Origin of the sequence: Xanthobacter aminoxidans (assembly GCF_043193615.1) — a bacterium.
Classification (GTDB): Bacteria; Pseudomonadota; Alphaproteobacteria; order Rhizobiales; family Xanthobacteraceae; genus Xanthobacter; species Xanthobacter aminoxidans.
The window spans coordinates 1,274,594-1,295,077 of sequence record NZ_JBAFUS010000001.1; the positions used below are offsets into that span (position 1 = coordinate 1,274,594).

Sequence of the window (20,484 nt, forward strand, 5' to 3'; positions counted from 1 at the left end):
CGACCGGACCGCAGGCGCGGCGCGCCCAGGCGATGCCTGACATGTGATCGTCGCCCCCTCCCCGTCGCGTCGGTGCCGACCATAGCCACCTTGACGCGGGCGCCCGTTCGAGAATATTTAATCGAACGATAAATAGCCGGTTTTCGGGTCTCTCCGGCGCATCGACCGCCAGCCGCAAGCGCCAACGGCGCGCTGGACGCTCTTGCAATAACGCACTACAAATAAGAAACAACACCTATTTTTCGTACATTTATGCAATGAACGGATGAAAGATCGCCAGTGGACAGCGTGCGAGACATCGACGGCAACAGCGCCCCGCTCCGCAGCGGGATGGACGCCGCATCCTTCGACCGCCTCGCGCTGACGTCGGAGGGCGCCGTTGACGGCATCGAATCCTGTCTCGCCGAGGACGAGCTGACCGGTGAACGCTGGCGGGTGAAATCCGCTTTGCGGGGCAGTCCGGCCGCGGCCCTGCTCGATCGGGAGGCAGCCCTGGCGCAGGGTCTCCCTTCCGACCTCATCGACCCGCCCCAGCGGCTGGAGCATCGCAGCCGGGTGCTCCTCCTCTACCCGGATCGCCCGATGGCGAGCCTCGACGACCTCGCCCCCGGCACGCTCGCCCCGGAGGCGCTCCTCGATCTCGGCATCGCCATCGCCGCCGCGCTCTCGCGGCTGCACGCGCTCGGCACCATCCATGGCGGCCTCAAGCCGCCGAGCGTGCTTCTGGAGGAGCGGGGACGGGTCCGCTTCCGCCATCTCGTCGGCCCCATAGGCACCGATGCCCCGCAAGCGGCCGGCTTCACGGCGGCCGACGCCATCGCCTACGCCGCGCCGGAACAAGCGCGGCTCCACCGCCCGACCAGCGACGCACGCAGCGATCTCTATTCGCTGGGCGTGCTGCTCTATGCGCTGCTCGTCGGCCGGCTGCCGCTCCAGGCCACCAGCATGGCGGAGTGGCTGCACGCCCATGTGGCGGTCGAACCGGTACGGCCCGGCGCCGTGCGCGGCGATATCCCGCCCATGCTCGACGCCATTCTCATGAAGCTCATCGACAAGGATCCGGAGCAGCGCTACCAGAGCACCGAAGCGCTCCAGATCGACCTGCGCCTCGCCCGCGCCGCGCTGGCGGCCGGCGACGGCGCGGCGACTTTCGCCCTCGGCCGCGGCGAATTCGCGCGCAAGGGGCTTGAGGCACGCGGGCTGTTTGGCCGCGCGCTGGAGCTGTCGCAGCTCGTGGAGGCCTTCGGGCGTGTGTCCCGAACGGGCCGGAGCGAGCTGATCCTGCTGCGCGGCGAGGCGGGGGCGGGCAAGTCCGCCCTCGTCGAGCAATTGTCGAAGGCTTGGCTGCCGGCAGAAGCCCAGTTCGCGGCCGGCAAGAGCGTCCTGCTGCAGGAGGGCATGCCCTACGCCCCATTCGCCCAGGCGCTGCGCACCCTGGTCATGCGGGCGCTGGGCGAGAGCGCGGACGTGCTGGACGGCATCCGGGAGCGCCTTGCCGCCCAGCTTTCGGGCTACAGCAGCCTGCTGATCGACCTCGTGCCCGAGGCCGAGTTCATTCTCTCGGACGGGGGCGCCCTGCCCGAGGTCGCCGCGAGCATGGCGCAGGCGCGCGTGGTGCGGATCGTGCTCCAGACCCTCAAAGCCTTCGCGACGCCGTCCCGGCCGCTCGTCCTGTTCCTCGACGACCTGCAATGGATGGATGCGGCGAGCCTCGGCGCCCTTCAGGCCCTGTGGCGCGAAGCGCCGCCGCATGCGCTGCTGATCGGCAGCTATCGCGAGGAAGAGGTCGCCCGGCATCCGGAGCTGGCCGGACTGCTGGCGGAGGCGCGCACCGGCCCGCTGCCGACAACGGAGATCCGCGTCGGCCCGCTTTCGGGCGCGGAGACCCTCGAATTCGTCGCGAGTGCGCTGAACGGCGCGCCGGCCGAACTCGGCGAGCTCGCGGACAGCATCCATCGCAAGACGGGGGGCAATGCCTTCTTCGTCCGGCAGCTCCTGCAGAAGCTTTTCGATGACCGGGTGATCGCCTTCGATCCCGAGGCGCAGCGCTGGCGCTGGGATGCGCTGCGCTTCGGCGCGTATAATTCGGTCTCGGACTTCATGCTGCAGCGGCTCGACGCCTTGCCGCCGAGCCAGCGGGGTGTCCTGCAGCGGCTCGCGAGCGTCGGCGGGCGGGTTTCAGGCGAGACCTTTGCGCACCTCGTCGGCCAGTCCGAGGCCGAGGCAGGGCATGTGGCGGTCGAGCTCGTGGAAGCCGGCCTGCTCCTGCGGCGGGATGCGGACTACGTCGTCGCCCATGACCGCGTGCTCGAAGCCGCCTACGCCTCCATTCCCGAGCCGGACCGCCCGGCCGAGCATCTGGCCATCGCCCGGCGCATGATCGCCATCGCGCGCGACGGAGACGCTGACTGGGCCTTCGCCATGGCCGCGCAGATCGAGCGCGCAGATCGCACCACGCTGGACGAGGCGGAGCGCCTGAGCTTCGTGAGGGCCTTGCGGACCGCGGCCCGCCACGCCCGCAATTCCGGCGCCGTTCAACAGGCGGCCGGCCATATCGAGATGGCCCGCAGCCTCATGCCCGACGTCTGGCAGGTGAGCCATCGCGCCTTGTTCGCGGAGGTGAAATGGCTCCATTGCGAAATCCTCATCGCCCTCGGACGGATCGATGAGGCCCTGCCGGCCATCGAAAGATCGCTCGCCATCGCCGCCACTCCGGTGGAGCAGGCCGACCTCTACCGCCTGAAGGCCATCGCGCGGACCATCCGGTCGGACTACGAAGGGGCGATCGACGAGGCCCTGGCAGGGCTCGCCCTCCTCGGTGTCGAACTCGAGCGGTTCGTGACGGACGAACAGCTCGCGCAGGCCTATCAGGCATGCAGCGCCCGCCTCAATGCCCTCGACGTCTCCCACCTGCGCGACCTGCCGGAGATCACCGACCCCGCAATGCGGTCGGCGCTCGCCCTGCTCTCTGCCCTGAGCGCGGCCTTCTTCGTGCGCGGCGGCCTGCGCGTGCTGCATCTGATCAAGATCGTCGAACTCACCCTCGATCACGGTATGACGCCGGAGGCGGCCTACGGATTTGCGTGGTTCGGCGTGTTCTGCGCGGATCTCTACGGCGCCTACGAGGATGGCGAGACCTACGCCATGATGGCGCAAGATATCGTCCAGCGGGACGGCTACGAGGCGCAGCAGACGGCGGTTCTGCTGGCCCTCGACCAGGTGGGCGCGTGGACGCGGCCACTGCGCTTCGCCCTCGACCGTGCACGCGAGGCAGCGCAAATCGGCCTGACGGCCGGCGATCTCGGCTGGGCCTGCTATGCCCGCAACCACATCGCGTCCAACATGCTCATGCTGGGCGCGCCCCTCTCTGCGGTGCGGGACGACATCGAGGAAGGATTGGCGTGGACGCGCCAGTTCAAGTATCGCGACATCGAGCTCATCCTGGCGGCACAGTCCCGCTTCGTGGATACGCTTGCATCCGGCGACTATGACGGCGCGCAGGGCGTTCCGGAAGCGGAAATCACCTCGCTGGCGACCCTCTTCTGGGTCCGCCATTACGCAGGCGTCACCGCCTTCCTGTTCGGCGATTTCGAGCGCGCCGTCCTCCAGCTGGAACAGGCGGCGGCGCTGAGCTGGGCGGCGCCAGCGCACATCGACACCGCCTCATGCGCGCTCTTCCTCGCCCTCGCATTGGCCCGCACCAGCGCAGGCGCGCCCGCCCGGAAGGTGACGCTGGGAAGGATCGACGAGCTGCGGCGGCGCTTTGCCGATCGCGCCCGGTTCAATCCATCCACCTTCGAGTGCAAGCATTTGCTTCTGGAGGCCGAGGCGGCGCGGCTGTCCGGCATCCCTGCGGACGCGCAGCGCCTGTACGAGCAGGCGGCAGACGCGGCGGCGGCCAGCGGGTTCGTCCATGAGCAGGCGCTGGCCTACGAGCTGGCAGCCTATTGCTGCCGTGAGGCCGGGCTGGGCATTCCCACCTCTGGATACGTCCAGGCGGCGATCAGCCACTACCGGCACTGGGGCGCGCAGGGGAAGGCGGACCAGTTGCTGCGCAGCTTCCCCCTCCTGCTCGACGGCGGCGCCGGCGCGCGCCATCACCGGGCCGGCGACGGGACGGCGGATGTCGCGGGCGTCCCGGCGGGACAGGGCGGCCTCAACCTTGAGGTGATGACCAAGGCCGCGCAGACGCTGGCCGAGACAGTCGGGCTCGATCAGGTCATCCGCACCTTGATGCGGGAGATGATCGTCCATGCCGGTGCCCAATACGGCCTTCTGATCCTCATGCGCGACGGCGATCCGGTGATCGAGGCCTCGGCGCGCGTGGAAAACCAGCAGGTGGAAGTGGACGTCCACTCCGCCGTTCCCACCGCACGGGATCTGCCGCTGGCCATGCTCAACACGGTCATGCGCACGCGCAGGACGGCGGTCTTCGCCGATGCCGCCAGCGAGGAACCGGGCCTGCGCGCCGCCGGCCACGGGGGGGCGCCCGCGCGCTCCCTCCTCTTCATGCCGCTGATCAAGCGCGGCAGCCTCGTGGGCGTTCTCTACCTCGAGAACAACCTCGCGGCGGACGTCTTCACGCCGAACCGCACGGCGCTGCTGGAACTGCTGGCGACGCAGGCGGCCATCTCGCTCGATGCCGCCCGGCTCTACAACGATCTCGTGGATGAGAACACACGGCGGGCCAGCGCGGAGTTCGATCTCAGGGAGACGCGAGCGGAACTCGGTCGCGCCTCCCGCATGATGGCCATGGGCAATTACGCGGCCTCCATCGCGCACGAGATCAACCAGCCCCTGACCAGCATCGTCGCGAGCGCCGATGCGGCGATGCGCTGGCTGCGGCGCGCCGAGCCGGACGTCGACGAGGCCTTGCAGGGCGTGGAGCAGATCCGGGCCTCGGGCATGCGCGCGGCGGGCATCGTCAAGTCCCTGCGCGCGCTGGCCAAGCGCACCGCCCCGGTGCTGGAGCCGATCCGCCTCGAAGATCTCACCGAGGACGTGATGCGGCTGGTGGTCAAGGATCTCCAGTCGAACGGGGTCGAGCTGGTCGACCTGCTGGCGGTGGACCGGCGCCCCGTGGAGGCCGATCCCGTCCAGTTGCAGCAGGTCGTCTTCAACCTCATCACCAACGCCATTCACGCCATGGAGGCGGTCGATCCCGGCCGGCGGCGCCTGACCATCGAGACTTCTCGGGACGCGGGGATGGTGCGCCTGAGCATCGCCGACACCGGCTGCGGCATGAGCGAGGATGTTCTTGCCCGCATCTTCGAACCCTTCTTCACCACCAAGCACGCCGGCATGGGCATCGGGCTGTCCATCTGCCGCTCCATCATCGACGCGCACGGCGGCATGCTCAGGGCGCGCTCGACCGTGGGAGAGGGAAGCGTTTTCTATTTCAGCCTGAAGACCCTGGATGACGTCGCCCGGACAGAACAGGACGCGCAAGCCTGAGTGAAGGCATCAATCACGCCCTGGCGAGCACTCGGGTCTTGCGTCGCATGACAATCAGGGATTTTGCCAAGGCTGGAACGATGATTCGAATATATTCGATCTATCCAGATTTTATGAAAAAGTATTCTATTTAATTGACGGACCCCGGGTGAATACGAGAATTATATCGACGCTATAGCCCTCCTTTAACTCAGCCGCTATGCGGACAGCACGCCGTTATGACGGTCTCGCGCAACCAGCGATGCGCAGGCTCGGCTTCCATACGGGTATGCCAGAGTGTCCGACGCAGCACGCGGCGGTTTGAGGATGGAAGCGGGCAGCTATCGGCGGGATCACCTGCGCGCCTTCGCCCAGCGCGTCGAGGTCGCTGACGACTAGGTTCGCATCATGGAATCGAGATCGGAACTGCTTCAGAGTCTGGTAGCCGCTTCCAGCGTGGGATCGGCGGCGAACGGCTTCGCAGTTCTGTACGGAAATGGCGCACCCGGCACGATTCGAACGTGCGGCCTTTGCCTTCGGAGGGCAACGCTCTATCCAGCTGAGCTACGGGTGCGTGGCGCAGGAGCGGGTTCCTTTTAACGGAAGGCTTGCGGCGCGGCAACAGGGGATGGAGCCGTGTCCACGGCGGCTTGCGGTGAAATACCCGTGCCTTGCGGGAGAACGGGTGGTCCGGTTCGGCGGGGGTGTGGGGCGGGCCCCCGGGGCGCCTCAGGCTGCTGCGGAGGGGCGCACGCCGGAGCCGTCAGCCCGCGTCCTCCAGCGCCTCCGATTCGGCCTGGAGCGCGGCGAGGAGGGTCATGAAGCGCTCGCCCTGCACCAGCACGTGAGCCCTGAGGCGCTCGGCAGCGAGGGGGCCGTTGCCGGCGAAGAGCGCATCAACGATGCCCTGGTGCTCGGCGAAGGACGCCTCGACCCGCCGCGGCACTTTCAGCTGAAGGCGGCGATAGGGCTGGAGGGCGCGCTGCAATCTCAGCGCCTCCCCCGCCAGAACCCGATTGCCGGTGGCGGCATAGATGGCGCCGTGGAAACGGGCATTGGCGGGATAATAGGCCTCCTCGTCACCGGCAGCAGCGGCGATGCGGCAGGTCTCGTGTGCCTCCGAGATCGCCTCCCGGTCGGAGGGCCCCATGCGCTGCACGGCGAGCCGGCCGCAGGAGGCCTCGATCTCCGCCATCAGCTCGAAGGATTCAATCAGTTCGCGCGGGCCGAGCAGCACCACGAAGGCGCCGCGGCGGGGGCGGATTTCCACCAGGCCCGATGACGAGAGCTGGATCAGCGCCTCGCGGATGGGCGTGCGCGAAACGCCGAACCGCTCGGCGAGGCCCACCTCGTCGAGCCGCTGCCCGGGCTTCAGCCGACCGGCGACAATATCGTCCTCCAGCGCCTCCCTGAGCCTCGGCGTCTGCTCTCCCCGCACGACGGCGCTCCTTGCGATCTCCCCACCATCAGAAAGCCGAACCCGACCATTCAATGCAAGAGAGAAAATCTTGCATACATGATTGTTGACAAAAAATGCAGGCCGATCTCTATTGGCCACAGACGCCGCGGGGATCCTGAAAGATGCCACATCTCGATACCGGAGCGCCATTTTCGCCCCAGACTGAAGGCAGGATCACCCGAAAGAGAACGCCCCGACCCGTCCCCATGGGCTTGCCTTCGCGGACCGGGCGCCGTCCCATGACGGCAGGGACATCCGGCGGCGGGGCTGGTGGAGTGCGGCGATGAGTTCGAATACGTCCTTCTTCGGCGATCTTCTCACCACCATCGCGGATCGCGGCCGCGCCCTGCTCGACCGCAACACACGCACGTCCGGCGCCACCAAGGCGGCGACGCTGGTGGAGCGGTGCGAGCAGCTTCTCTCCGGCCGCGGAGAAGCCTCGGGCGTCGCCCTCGCCACCGACATCCTCGATCGCTACGCCCGCATGAAGACCGGCGAACGCATCGCCTTCTTCGAGGCGCTCGCCGAGACCTTCGGGCCGGACCGCGCCCGTCTTGATGCGGCCATCGCCAGCTATGGCCGCACCGGGTCGGATGCGGCGATGGCCGAACTCCACCTCGCCAGCGAGCCGCGCCGGCAGGAGCTGTTCCGCCGCTTCAACATGGCGGCCGGCGCGACGCTCTCCCTCGTCCGCATGCGCGAGCACCTGATGGACGCCATGGTGCACCGGCGCGACCTCGCTGCCGTGGACCGCGATTTCGGCCACCTGTTCTCGTCCTGGTTCAACCGGGGGTTCCTCGTGCTGCGACGCATCGACTGGTCGACGCCCGCCAACGTGCTGGAGAAGATCATCCGCTACGAGGCGGTGCACGCCATCCGCGACTGGAACGACCTGCGCGCCCGCGTCGACAGCCCGGACCGGCGTTGCTACGCCTTCTTCCATCCGGCGCTGGTGGACGAGCCGCTGATCTTCGTGGAAGTGGCGCTCACCAAGGACATTCCCGGCGCCATCGCTCCGGTGCTGGACCAGTCGCGCGAGCTGCTGGAGCCGGAGAAGGCCACCACGGCCGTCTTCTATTCCATCTCCAACTGCCAGCGCGGACTTGGAGGCGTCTCCTTCGGCAATTTCCTCATCAAGCAGGTGGTGGAGGAGATTTCCCGCGAGATCCCCTCGCTCACCACCTTCGTCACCCTCTCCCCCGTCCCCGGCTTCCGCGCCTGGCTGGACGGCGAGCGCAAGGCCGAGACACCGGCCGTCCTCACCGCCGCCGACAAGGAGACGCTCAAGGCGCTCGACACGCCGGACTGGGCCGAGAAGGCGGAGGTCCGCGAGGCCCTGACACCGGTGCTGAACGCCGCCGCGGCCTATTACTTCCTCGTCGCCCGCACCTCAAAGGGCAAGCCGGTGGACCCGGTGGCCCGCTTCCACCTCGGCAACGGCGCACGGCTGGAGAAGATCAATCCCATGGGCGACCTCTCGCCCAAGGGCATCGCCCAGGCGGCGGGGCTCATGGTGAACTATCGCTATGTCCTCACCGACATCGAGAAGAACCACGAGGCCTTCGCCGGCAAGGGCGAGGTGGTCGCGAGCCCGGCGGTGAAGAAGCTGCTGCGGGCGGATGCGGGCGCCCGTGCGCTTGTTCCAGTGTCCTGACCTACCGGTGTCCTGAACTGCCGTTGTCCTGAACTGCCGGTTTCCCGAACTGCCCGTGTCCTGAGCTGCCCGCCGCGCCACAGGCACTGTCGCCAACGAGACGAAGACATGAGCGAGAACCACCTCTTCAGCGCCATCCGCGCCGCCATCCCGGCGATGGACAAGCCCCTCGCCCGCCTCATCGACGGGACGGTGGAGACCTATGGCGACGCCCTCGCCCTTTCCGCCCGCCTCGCCAACCTTCTGGTCGCGCGCGGCGTGAAGCCCGGCGACCGGGTGGCGGTGCAGGTGGAGAAATCCTGGCCCGCGCTCGCGCTCTATCTCGGTGCGATCCGCGCGGGCGCGGTCTACCTGCCGCTCAACACGGCCTATACGCTGAACGAAGTCGAGTATTTCCTCTCCGACGCCGAGCCCACCGTGTTCGTGTGCCGGCCGGAGATCGAACAGGACGCGCGGGCGCTAGCCGCCCGGCTCGGCGTCGGCGCGGTGGAGACGCTGGGCACCGACGGCAAGGGGTCGCTGACCGAGGCCGCCGCGGGCTTCCCCGACACGTTCGCGGATGTGGCGCGCGGGCCGGACGATCTCGGCGGCATCCTCTATACCTCGGGCACCACGGGCCGCGCCAAGGGCGCCATGCTCACCCACGACAACCTGCTCTCCAACACCAGCGCACTGAAGGACTACTGGCGCTTCACAGCGGACGACGTGCTGCTGCATGCACTGCCCATCTTCCACACCCATGGCCTGTTCGTGGCCACGAACATCGTGCTCCTGGCGGGCGCGAGCATGGAGTTCCGCTCCAAATTCGACCCGAAGGAGGCCATCGCGCTGATGGCGGCGGGCAAGGTGACGACGCTGATGGGCGTGCCCACCTTCTACACCCGCCTGCTCGACCAGCCCGGCCTCACCCGCGAGGCGACGAAGGGCATGCGCCTGTTCGTCTCCGGCTCCGCACCGCTGCTGGCGGAGACGCATCGCGCCTTCGAGGAGCGCACCGGCCACGCCATCCTCGAGCGCTACGGCATGACCGAGACGGGGATGAACACTTCCAACCCCTATGACGGCGCGCGCATCGCCGGCACGGTGGGCTATCCCCTGCCCGGCATCAGCGTGCGCGTCACCGATCCCGAGACCGGCGCGGTGCTGCCCACCGGCGAGATCGGCATGATCGAGGTCCAGGGCCCGAACGTGTTCAAGGGCTACTGGCGGATGCCGGAGAAAACGGCCTCCGAATTCCGCGACGGCTTCTTCATCACCGGCGACCTCGGCAAGATCGACGAAAAGGGCTACGTCCACATCGTCGGCCGCGGCAAGGATCTCGTCATCACCGGCGGCTTCAACGTCTATCCCAAGGAAGTGGAAGGCGAGATCGACGCCATCCCGGGCGTCGTGGAAAGCGCGGTCATCGGCGTGCCCCACCCGGATTTCGGCGAGGGCGTCACCGCCGTCGTCGTCGCCCAGAAGGACGCGACGCTGACGGAGGATGCCATCCACCGCGCCCTCGAAAATCGTCTTGCCAAGTTCAAGCAGCCGAAGCGCGTCTTCTTCGTCTCCGAGCTGCCGCGCAACACCATGGGCAAGGTGCAGAAGAATATCCTTCGGGACACCTACAAGGACATCTATCGTAACGTCGCCTGACCCAAGGGACCGTGCCGCCGGCAACGCCAATCCACCGCCGGCCAGTCCCCGCCAAGTAACTGGTGCCTCAAGAGTTATGAAATCGACCTGCCGGACCCCGGATCAACCGGGGCCGGCCACGTGAAACGGGAAGAAACGCCACAGGCCCACAGCCACCGGGCCAAGGGAGGAAACGCATGTCCAACGACCATTCCCTCATCCATCGCCCGGTTTCCCGCCGCCTCGTGCTCGCCGGCGCTCTGGCCGCGCCTGCCGTGCTGCGCTTCACCGGCACCGCTCATGCGGCGACGACCCTCAAGATCTCCCACCAGTTCCCCTCCTCCTCCGGCGAGGAGGGCGACTTCCGCGACCGGCTCGTGCGCCGTTTCGCAGCGGAGGTGACGAAGCGCACCAACGGGGAGCTGGCCTTCGAGGTCTATCCCGGCTCGTCCCTGATGAAGACGAACGCGCAATTCTCGGCCCTGCGCAAGGGCGCGCTGGACCTCTCGCTCTATCCCATCTCCTATGCGGGCGGCGAGGCGCCGGAGTGCAACATCGGCCTCATGCCGGGGTTGGTGGTCTCCTACGACCAGGGTCTCGCCTGGCGCACCAAGCCGGTGGGGCAGGCGTTCTCGGAATATCTCGAAGGCAAGGGCGTCAAGATCCTCACCTGGGTCTGGCAGGCGGGCGGCGTCGCCAGCCGCGAGAAGCCGCTGATTGCGCCCGAGGATGCCAAGGGCATGAAGATCCGCGGCGGCTCGCGCGAGATGGACATGGTGCTGCAGGCCGCCGGTGCCGCCGTGCTGTCGCTGCCGTCCAACGAGCTTTACGTCGCCATGCAGACGGGCGCGTGCGATGCGGGCATCACCTCCTCCACCTCCCTCATCTCCTTCCGTCTGGAAGAGCTGGCGAAGCAGCTCACCACCGGGCGCGGCAAGTCCTACTGGTTCATGCTGGAGCCGTTGCTGATCTCCAAGGCGGTGTTCGACAAGCTGCCCAAGGCGCAGCAGGACGTGATGACCGCCGTGGGACTGGAGATGGAGGCCTTCGGCAAGGCCGGCGCCATGGCCGACGACACCAAGGTGGCCGAGGTGTTCGCCAAGGCCGGCGCCAAGATCCACGATCTCGATGCCGCCACCGTGGAGAAGTGGCGCGCCATCGCCCGCGACACTGCGTGGAAGGACTATTCCGCCAAGTCCGCCGGCTGCGCCAATCTCATGAAGCTCGCGCAGGAGGTGCCGGCATGAGCCACGGGCTCGATCTCGGCCACGGCGCGGACGCGCGGGCGGAGGCGACCCACGCCCCTCCCCTGCTGGCGGCGGCGCACGGGCTGCTCAGGCGGGCCAACCGGCTCATCCTCGCCCTCGGCTCGGTCGCCCTCGTGGCGGCGAGCCTCATCCTCTCCTACAGCGTGGTGTCGCGCTTCTTCTTCCACGCGCCCACCTATTGGCAGGACGAAGCCTCGGTCTTCCTGCTGGTGGGCGTCACCTTCATGACCGCCGCCTTCGTGCAGAGCCAGCGCGGCCATGTGGCCATCGATGCCCTCGCCCACATGCTGCCGCCGGGCCTGAACCGGGTGCGGCAGTTCGTGGTGGATCTGTTCAGCTTCGCCTTCTGCGCCTTCTTCACCTGGAAGTCCTTCACCCTGTGGCACGAGGCGTGGGTGGACGGGCAGGTGACCTCCTCCACCTGGGCGCCGCCCCTCTCCATCCCCTACGGCGTGATGACCGCCGGCATGGGCCTGCTCTCGCTGCAGATCCTCATTCAGGTTCTCGCCGGACTTCTGGAAAGGGTGGAACGATGAGCACGGCTCTCGTCGGCCTCCTCTATGGCGGGGCCACCCTCGGCACCATGTTTCTCGGCATGCCCATCGCGTTTGCGCTGGGCGCGGTTGCGGTGCTGTTCATGGTCGGCTTCATGCCGGCCGCCTCCCTCGATACGGTGACGCAGAACGTCTATGAGGAGATGGCTTCCATCACCCTGCTGTCGATCCCGCTCTTCATCCTGAAGGGCGCGGCCATCGGCAAGTCGCGGGCGGGGCAGGATCTCTATTCGGCGCTGCACGCCTGGATGCACAAGATCCCCGGCGGCCTCGGCATCGCCAACGTGTTCGCCTGCGCCCTGTTCGCCGCCATGGCCGGCTCCTCGCCCGCCACCTGCTCGGCCATCGGCTCGGCCGGCATTCCGGAGATGCGCAAGCGCGGCTATTCCGGCGCCTTCGCCGCCGGGCTGATCGCCGCGGGCGGCACGCTCGGCATCCTGCTGCCCCCGTCCATCACCATGATCCTCTATGCGGTGGCGGCCGAGCAGTCCCTGGGCCGCCTGTTCCTCGCCGGCCTCGGGCCGGGACTGCTGCTGGTGACGCTGTTCGCCGGCTACGCCATGGTGCGCTTCCGCCAGGAATATGCGGCGGCGAAGAAGGCCTATGCGGAGACCGGGGCGCCCTCCGCCTTGCTTCACGAAGACAACCTCACGCTGCGCGACCGCTTCGCCGCCCTGCCCCGCGTGCTGCCCTTCGTGGTGCTGCTCACCGGCGTGATGGTGGCCCTCTATGGCGGCTATGCGACCCCCTCGGAGACGGCAGGCCTCGGCGGCGTGCTGGCGCTGGCGCTCATCGCCCTGATCTATGGCGTGTGGACGCCGAAAGACCTCTCGCCCATCCTCACCTCGACGATCCGCGAGTCGACCATGCTGATGATGATCATCGGCATGTCCCTGCTCTATTCCTACGTCATGAGCTACCTGCACATCAGCCAGGCGGCGGCGCAGGCGATCGTGGCGCTCAATCTGTCCAAGTGGCTGCTGCTGGCCACCATCCTGGTGCTGGTGGTGGTACTGGGCTTCTTCCTGCCGCCGGTGTCCATCATCCTGATGACCGCGCCGATCATCCTGCCGCCGCTGAAGGCGGCCGGCTTCGACCTGATCTGGTTCGGTGTGGTGATGACCATCGTGATGGAGATGGGGCTCATCCACCCGCCGGTGGGGCTCAACATCTTCGTCATCAAGAACATCGCGCCCGACATCCCGCTGAAGGACGTGATCTGGGGCACGGTGCCCTTCGTGCTGCTGATGCTGTTGGCGGTGATCCTGCTCTGCCTGTTCCCGCAGATCGCCACCGGCTTCCCCGACCTCGTGATGGGCAAAGGCCGCTGAGGCGGCCCTAGCGTCCCTGCACCGGCACCACGTCCACGCCCACGGCGAGGATGTGGTCGCCGGACGAGACGATCACCCCGTCCACCGGCGAGACATCCGCATAGTCGCGGCCGACGGCGAGGATGATGTGGTCGTCCCCCGCCGGGATGGCATTGGTGGGGTCGAGCCCGATCCAGCCGAAGGCCGGCCCGCACCACACCTCGGCCCAGGCGTGGGTCGCGTCCGCCCCCTCCAGCCGCGGCTGGCCCTCGGGCGGGATGGTGCGCAGATAGCCGGAGACGTAGCGCGCCGGCAGGCCGAGTCCGCGCAGGCCGGCGATCATCACCTGGGCGAAGTCCTGACACACGCCCGCCTTCGCCGCGAAGGCCTCGTGGGGCGAGGTGGTGACGATGGTGGCGCCGGGCTCGTAGGTGAATTCGTCATGCACCCGGTGCATCAGCTCCAGCGCGGCCTCCAGAACCGGGCGGTCGCCGCGGAAGCTCGTCGCCGTCCAGTCGGTGATCTCGTTGTCGATGGGCACCGCACGGCTCGGGAACAGGCCGTGGGCGGCCGCGTCCGGCCCGAGGTCCATCTCCTCCAGCGCGGCGGCGCGCACCTCGTCCACCAGCGGAGTCGTCGCCGGGTCCGGCAGGGGCGTCGAGGTCACGTCCACCCGGCTGCGGGTGGTGATGGAGAGATGGCCGTGCGGCTGGTCGATGGTGAGCCAGGTCAGGCCGTTGCCGAAGAAATCGGTGCCCTGCTCCAGCTCCGCCGGCTCGGGGTCCACATCGAGGATGTGGGCGATGACATGCTGATGGCCGAAACGATCTACCGGCGTCATCCGCAGCACCTGCCGCACCACGCGCACCGGCACCTGATAGCTGTAGGTGGTGGTCTGGCGAATATCGTAGAGCATTGGAGTCTCGTTGCTTTCGCTCAGGCGCCGCGCGGGCTTGGGGGCTCGCGGGGGCTCGCTCACATGCCGAAGGTCAGCGTCATCTCCGGGGAATGTCCCTGGAGGAAATAGTGCGACGACACCTCGTCGGAGAGCTGCATGAGCATCTTCTCCATGGCGTCGAACCATTGGGGCTCGAAGCTCTCGGCCGTGCTGGCGGCAAGCTCCGCCTGCATGCGGGCGACGATGCGCTCCCACAAGGGCGGCGGCGCATCCTGGTCGCGGCCGGGGAGGACCTTCAGATGGTTCGCCATGCGATGCACCTGGAACGCCACCGAGCGCGGATTGTCCGGGTCCAGCAGCACGAGGTCGAGCACCGGTCCGCGCGCCTCCATCATCACATAGCGCGTGCGGTAGGTGATGAGGCTGTCCGCCACCTGCAGCAGCGCGTCCAGCGACCCCTGCGGAGCGCCGATCTTGCCGAAGGTGCGGGCGAAGCGCAGGGTGCCGATGGCCCGTTCCGTGCGCCGGCCAATCTCCAGGAAGCGCCAGCCGGTGAGCCGGTTCATGTTCTCCGAGGCGAGGCCTGAGAAGGCCGCGATGATGCGCAATGCCGCGTCCGCCCGCTCCGCCACATCGGCTTCTGAGGGGGCGGCGGGGACCGGCTGGGAGACGCAGGTCTCGAGATCCACCAGCGCGCGCCACGCATCCGGCGAGAAGCGGTCGCGGATGACGGAAGCCGCCGAACGCGCCGCCTGCACCAGCTGCGGCAGCGCGCCGGGCACGTCGCGGCGGGTGAGCACGGCCACGGCATAGCGGGTGGGCGTGGCGCGGGCGAGATCGCGCGGCATGGCGCCCCACGCCCCGAGCAGGCCCAGCAGCCGCGACACCAGCGGGCTGGTGCCGGTGTCGCCGCTCTCGGCGAGGCGGCCCACCAGCACACGGGAGAGGCGCAGCGTCGCCTCGGCCCGTTCCACATAGCGGCCGAGCCAGAAGAGGTTGTCGGCGGCGCGGCTCGGCAGGGTACCGGAGGAGCGGCGGACCTTCACATTGTCCGGGCTCGGCAGGAGCGTGGTATCGGCCACCTCGCCGTCCGCCAGCACCCACACGTCCGCCGAGCGGTCGCCCTTCTGCATGGAGACGGCGCGGGCGTCAGCGGCGGAGGAGATGCGGCAGAAGCCGCCCGGCATCACCGACCAGCCCTTTTCGGTGGCGGTCAGGAACACCCGCAGCATGAACGGGCGGGGCGTGAGCTTCTCGCCGGTCCACACCGGCGTGGTGGAGAGGCGGGCGATGTCCTGCCCCACCACGTCCGCCCCGCGCCGGGCGAGCAGGGTGGAGAGGCGCCGCCGGTCGGCCTGGGTCAGGTCCGCGCCGAGCACCGATCCGCCATCCGGCAGGCCCGGCAGCGCCCGACCGAAGGCGGAGGAGATGACCAGCTCGTCCAGATGCTCCATCACCTGCGCCCGCTCGGCCGGCTGGCCGCACCACCATGTGGCCACATGTGGCAGGCTGAGCGGCCGCCCGGTGAGCCGGGTGGCGATGCGCGGCAGGAAGGCGAGCAGCGCCGGCGCCTCGATGATGCCGGTGCCCAGCGCATTGGCCATCGCCACACCGCCCATGCGAACCGACTGGACGAGGCCCGGCACGCCGAGGCGCGAGCCGGCGTTCAATTCCAGCGGATCGGCGAAATCGGAATCGAGGCGGCGCAGCAGCACGTCGATGCGCCGGAGGCCCGCCACGGTGCGCACATGCAGGGTATCGCCCCGCACGGTGAGGTCCTCGCCCTCCACCAGCAGGAAGCCGAGATAGCGGGCGAGCAGCGCGTGCTCGAAATAGGTCTCGTTCAGCGGCCCGGGGGTGAGGAGGCCGATGCGGCCCTCCCCCGACCGGTCGAGCTTCATCAGCGAGGTGCGCAGCGCCTGGAAGAAGGCGGCGACGCGCTTCATGTTCAGGTTGCGCGAGACGTCCGGCAGCGCGCGGGTGGAGGCGAGGCGGTTCTCCAGCGCATAGCCGGCGCCGGATGGCGCCTGGGTCCGGTCGGCGAGCACCCACCAGCGCCCGTCCGGGCCGCGCCCCACGTCGGCCGCATAGACCCGCAGGAAGCGCCCGCCCTCGGGCCGCACGCCCACCAGCGGCCGCAGGAATTCCGGGCTGCCGGCCACGGCCGCCGCCGGCAGATCACCATCGGCGACCAGATGGGCGTCGCCATAGAGGTCCTGAAGCACCTCCTCCAGCAGTTCGGCGCGCTCGATGAGGCCGGCGGAGAGGGCTTCCCAGTCCGAATTGCCGATGATGAGCGGCATGTGGCTGAGCGACCACGGCCGCTCGCCGCCCCCTGCGTCATCATAGACGCGATAGAAGACGCCGCTGTCCCGGAGATAACGGTCCGCGGCGGAGAAACGCCGGCGCAACTCCTCGGGGCCAAGCTCGGCCAGTGCGGCGAGGAAGGGCTGCCAGTGACGGCGCGGCTGGCCGTCCGCATCCATCATCTCGTCGCGGGTGGCCGGAAGGGTGCGGTAGCCGCCGATCAGGCTTTCCGCCGCGGCCCGCTCGAATACCTCGCTCCGCTGCTCCGCCCCCGACACGATCACCCCTTCCGCGGGCACCCCTGCCCGCGTGTCATCTTCCTGCGCCCGGTGGGTCCGGGTTCTCCATTATGACCGTGGCGGCGCCAGATGCACCCCTCTTCCGAGCGCTTCCAGCCTGCGCCCGCCGCGGGACTGGTCCGCGACGGCGCCTCGGGGATGGTTGTCGATCAGGCGCTTGCCGGGCGCCTGAGGTCGAGGGTGGTCGGGAACTCGTCCGGCGCCGTCTCCAGCACCACGTCGAGGGTGCCGGGGGTGTGGCCGAAGGTCTGGAAGCGGGCGAGGCGCCGCGCCTCCGCCTCGTAGGAGTTCACCGGGAAAGTATCGTAGTTCCGCCCGCCCGGATGGGAGACGTAATAGAGGCAACCGCCCCGCGACCGCTCGCTCCAGGTGTCCACAAGATCGAAGGTGAGCGGCGTATGCACCGGGATGGTCGGGTGCAGGCCCGACCACGGCTGCCACGCCTTGTAGCGCACGCCCGCGACATAGGTGCCATTGCGGCCGGTGGGGGCCAGCGGCATCTTGCGGCCGTTGCAGGTGAGGATGTGGCGCGAGGGGTTGAAGCCCTCCACCTTCACCTGCAGGCGCTCAACGGAAGAGTCCACGTAGCGGGCGGTGCCGCCCACCACGCCTTCCTCGCCCAGCACGTGCCAGCACTCCAGCGCCTGCCGCACCTCGATGTCCACGCCCGCCTGCTGGACCTTGCCGAAAGCGGGGAAGCGGAACTCGAACTGGGCCCGGAACCACTCGGGATCGATCTGGTAGCCGGCGTCGGAGAGGTCTTCCACCACGTCGAGGAAGTCCTGCCAGACATAATGCGGCAGCATGAAACGGTCGTTGAGGATGGTGCCCCAGCGGGTGCAGTGGCCGTGCACCGGCTTGTTCCACAGCCGCGCGATCAGGGCCCGCAGCATCAGCTGCTGGGCAAGGCTCATGCGCCAGTCCGGCGGCATCTCGAAGCAGCGGAATTCCACGAGGCCCAGCCGGCCGGTGGGACCATCCGGCGAATAGAGCTTGTCGATGGAGATTTCGGTGCGGTGGGTGTTGCCGGTGACGTCCACCAGCAGGTTGCGCAGCAGCCGGTCCACCAGCCACGGGGCCGGAGGCTCGCCCTGCCCGGGCGCCGGGAACTTGGAGAAGGCGATCTCCAGTTCATAAAGGCTGTCGTGCCGCGCCTCGTCCACCCGCGGATGCTGCGAGGTGGGACCGATGAACAGGCCGGAGAAGAAGTAGGACAGGCAGGGATGCCGCTGCCAGTAGAGCAGCAGGCTCTTCAGCAGGTCCGGCCGGCGCAGGAAGGGGCTGTCGGCGGGGGTGGAGCCGCCCACCACCACGTGGTTGCCACCGCCGGTGCCGGTATGCCGCCCGTCCACCATGAACTTCTCGGTGCCGAGGCGGGCGAGACGCGCTTCCTCATAGAGGATGCGGGTGATCTCCACGCAGCCGGCCCAGGTGGCGGACGGATGGACGTTCACCTCCAGCACGCCCGGATCGGGCGCGATGCGGATCAGGTTGAGGCGGTAGTCGAAGGGCGGCGGATAGCCCTCCATATGGATGGGCGTGTTCAGCTCGATGGCCACCTGCTCGAGGGCGGCGACGAGGTCGAGATAGTCCTCCAGTATCTCCACCGGCGGCAGGAACACGCAGAGGCGCCCGTTACGCGGCTCGACGCAGAGCGCGGTGCGGGTGTCGGCGGTGAAGATCTGGGTGTCGTACTTGGCGAGGTATTCGCGCGCCAGCTCCTGCGCCCGCTCGCCGACGCCGTAGGCCTCGGTGCGCGGGGCGATGGAATGGCGCGGCATGCCGCCCGGCCCGCCGGGGGTGCCGGCATCGGTGCCTTCCGAACCCGCGCCGGGGGCGCCCTGCCCTGACGCGTAGCGGGCGGCGAAATCGGCGGCGTCGGGCAGCGGGTCGCGCGGCTCGAAGGGGTCGGCCTCGACGATGTAGGGGTAGCGCGTGGGCGCCAGATACTGCAGCGATTCCAGCGGCAGGCGGTAGCCCATGGGGCTTTCGCCGGGGATCAGGAACAGGAACTGGCGGCGGTAGGTCCATTCCTCCGAGCGCCACGCCGGGCCGGTGGGGGTCCAGACGCGGCGCAGCGGCAGCACCGAGCCGGTGGCCGTGCCGAGGCCCTGGTTGAAGGTGCGCGCCAGCATGCGCCGTTGCACCTCGTCCGCCATGCGCGGATCGCCGGGGGCGATGTTCTCGGGAAGGTTCTGTTCCTTCCACATGTAATAGATGTTGTCCTCGAACGCCTGCTGGACGAACTCGCTGCCCACGGCAAGCTTCTCGGCCACCGCCTTGCAGAAGCGCTCGGCATCGGCCGGCGTGACGCCGTAATTGACCTTCTCGTCGGCGATCAGGTCCTCGCGCTGCCAGATGGGCTGGCCGTCCTTGCGCCAGAACAGGTCGAACGACCAGCGCGGCAGCGTCTCGCCGGGATACCACTTGCCCTGGCCGTAATGCAGCACGCCCTCGGTCTCGAAGCGGCGGCGCAGGCGGCGGATGAGGTCATCGGCGCGCTCGCGCTTGTGCGGGCCGAGCGCCTCGGTGTTCCACTCGGGCGACTGGTAGTCGTCGATGGAGACGAAGGTGGGCTCGCCACCCATGGTGAGGCGCACGTCGCCGGCCTTGAGGTCCTCGTCCACCTTGTGGCCGAGCTGGTCGAGGGCGGCCCAGGTCTCGTCCGAGAAGGGCAGCGTGACGCGCGGCGCCTCGGCGACGCGGACCACGTTCATCTCGAAGCCGAACTCGACCTCGGCCTTCTCGTTCACATAGCCGGTGATGGGCGCGGCGGAGCTGTAGTGCGGGGTGGCCGCCAGCGGGATGTGGCCTTCGCCACAGAGCAGGCCCGAGGTCGGGTCGAGGCCGATCCAGCCGGCGCCGGGCACGAACACCTCGCACCAGGCGTGCAGGTCGGTGAAGTCCACGTCGGTGCCGGAGGGGCCGTCGAGGGCCGCCACGTCGGGCTTGAGCTGGATCAGGTAGCCGGAGACGAAGCGGGCGGCGAGGCCGAGGTGGCGCAGGATCTGCACCAGCAGCCAGCCGGTGTCGCGGCACGAGCCGAGCTTGCGCGTCAGCGTCTCGTCGGGCGTCTGCACGCCCGGCTCCATGCGGATCACATAGCCGACCTCGCTCTGGAGGCGCTGGTTGAGGTGGACCAGGAAGTCGACGATGCGGGTCTTCTCGCGCGGGACGGAGGCGAGATAGTCGGCGAACAGGGTGCCCTCATCCTCCAGCTCGAGATAGGGCGCGAGCTCGGCCTTGAGCGCGGGCGCATATTCGAAGGGGAAGTTCTCGGCATATTCCTCGACGAAGAAGTCGAAGGGGTTGATCACGTCGAGCTTGGCGAGGAGGTCCACCTCGACCTTGAACTCCGTGACCCGCTCCGGGAACACGATGCGGGCGAGCCAGTTGCCGAACGGATCCTGCTGCCAGTTGATGAAATGGTCCGCCGGCGAGATCTTCAGCGCATAGGCAGGGATGTCGGTGCGGCTGTGCGGCGCCGGCCGCAGCCGGATCACCTGCGGCCCCATGGAGACCGGGTGGTCGTAGGTGTAGCTCGTGACGTGATGCAGGCTCGCGAGGATCGACATTTAGGTCACCAGGTCCTGCGGGCGACAGCCCAGGGATAGAGTCAATGGTGGGATCGGCCGTTCGGCCGAGGGTGGGGCGCGTGTCCCGCCAAGGTTAGACAAGCCCGGCA

The 20,484-nt window shown here is 68.6% G+C and carries 10 protein-coding genes and 1 tRNA gene; 6 read left to right on the plus strand and 5 right to left on the minus strand.

Annotated features, from left to right (window positions below; translation table 11 throughout):
* Positions 1-279 precede the first annotated feature (279 nt).
* Positions 280-5,454 (plus strand): trifunctional serine/threonine-protein kinase/ATP-binding protein/sensor histidine kinase, encoded by a 5,175-nt coding sequence (locus V5F74_RS05775; RefSeq protein WP_029557441.1) that lies wholly within the window; start codon positions 280-282, stop codon positions 5,452-5,454.
* Positions 5,455-5,930: 476 nt separating this feature from the next.
* Here V5F74_RS05775 and V5F74_RS05780 read toward each other — a convergent pair.
* Both V5F74_RS05780 and V5F74_RS05785 read right to left on the minus strand, forming a co-directional pair.
* A tRNA-Arg gene (locus V5F74_RS05780) sits at positions 5,931-6,007 on the minus strand.
* Positions 6,008-6,196: 189 nt separating this feature from the next.
* On the minus strand, positions 6,197-6,871 hold the full coding sequence (locus V5F74_RS05785; RefSeq protein ID WP_029555235.1) for a GntR family transcriptional regulator: 675 nt from the start codon (positions 6,869-6,871) through the stop codon (positions 6,197-6,199).
* A 304-nt stretch (positions 6,872-7,175) separates the two neighbouring features.
* Here V5F74_RS05785 and V5F74_RS05790 point away from each other — a divergent pair, with 304 nt between their 5' ends.
* From V5F74_RS05790 to V5F74_RS05810, 5 genes are all read left to right on the plus strand, one after another.
* The gene (locus tag V5F74_RS05790) at positions 7,176-8,546 is read left to right on the plus strand and encodes a malonyl-CoA decarboxylase (protein WP_394006795.1); all 1,371 of its coding nucleotides are present in this window, start codon (positions 7,176-7,178) and stop codon (positions 8,544-8,546) included.
* 108 nt (positions 8,547-8,654) lie between these two features.
* Positions 8,655-10,184, plus strand: a complete 1,530-nt coding sequence (locus V5F74_RS05795) for a malonate--CoA ligase (RefSeq protein ID WP_394006797.1) — start codon at positions 8,655-8,657, stop codon at positions 10,182-10,184.
* A 176-nt stretch (positions 10,185-10,360) separates the two neighbouring features.
* The gene (gene dctP, locus V5F74_RS05800; protein WP_029555238.1) at positions 10,361-11,410 is read left to right on the plus strand and encodes a TRAP transporter substrate-binding protein DctP; all 1,050 of its coding nucleotides are present in this window, start codon (positions 10,361-10,363) and stop codon (positions 11,408-11,410) included.
* The gene (locus V5F74_RS05805; RefSeq protein WP_394006799.1) at positions 11,407-11,967 is read left to right on the plus strand and encodes a TRAP transporter small permease; all 561 of its coding nucleotides are present in this window, start codon (positions 11,407-11,409) and stop codon (positions 11,965-11,967) included. Before dctP ends, V5F74_RS05805 begins: the two co-directional genes overlap by 4 nt.
* Positions 11,964-13,316 carry a TRAP transporter large permease gene (locus tag V5F74_RS05810; protein ID WP_029555239.1) on the plus strand — a complete coding sequence of 451 codons (1,353 nt, stop codon included), beginning with the start codon at positions 11,964-11,966 and terminating at the stop codon, positions 13,314-13,316. The genes V5F74_RS05805 and V5F74_RS05810 overlap by 4 nt, the downstream gene beginning before the upstream one ends.
* 7 nt (positions 13,317-13,323) lie before the next feature.
* Here V5F74_RS05810 and V5F74_RS05815 read toward each other — a convergent pair whose 3' ends face one another.
* The 3 genes from V5F74_RS05815 to V5F74_RS05825 all read right to left on the minus strand — a co-directional run bounded on the left by V5F74_RS05815 (position 13,324) and on the right by V5F74_RS05825 (position 20,374).
* On the minus strand, positions 13,324-14,211 hold the full coding sequence (locus V5F74_RS05815) for a transglutaminase family protein (protein ID WP_024280300.1): 888 nt from the start codon (positions 14,209-14,211) through the stop codon (positions 13,324-13,326).
* Positions 14,212-14,270: 59 nt separating this feature from the next.
* A complete protein-coding gene (locus V5F74_RS05820; RefSeq protein ID WP_394006802.1) occupies positions 14,271-16,778 on the minus strand; it encodes a circularly permuted type 2 ATP-grasp protein in 2,508 nt (835 codons plus the stop codon).
* Positions 16,779-16,948: 170 nt separating this feature from the next.
* On the minus strand, positions 16,949-20,374 hold the full coding sequence (locus V5F74_RS05825) for a transglutaminase family protein (RefSeq protein ID WP_394006804.1): 3,426 nt from the start codon (positions 20,372-20,374) through the stop codon (positions 16,949-16,951).
* Between the last annotated feature and the right edge of the window lie 110 nt (positions 20,375-20,484).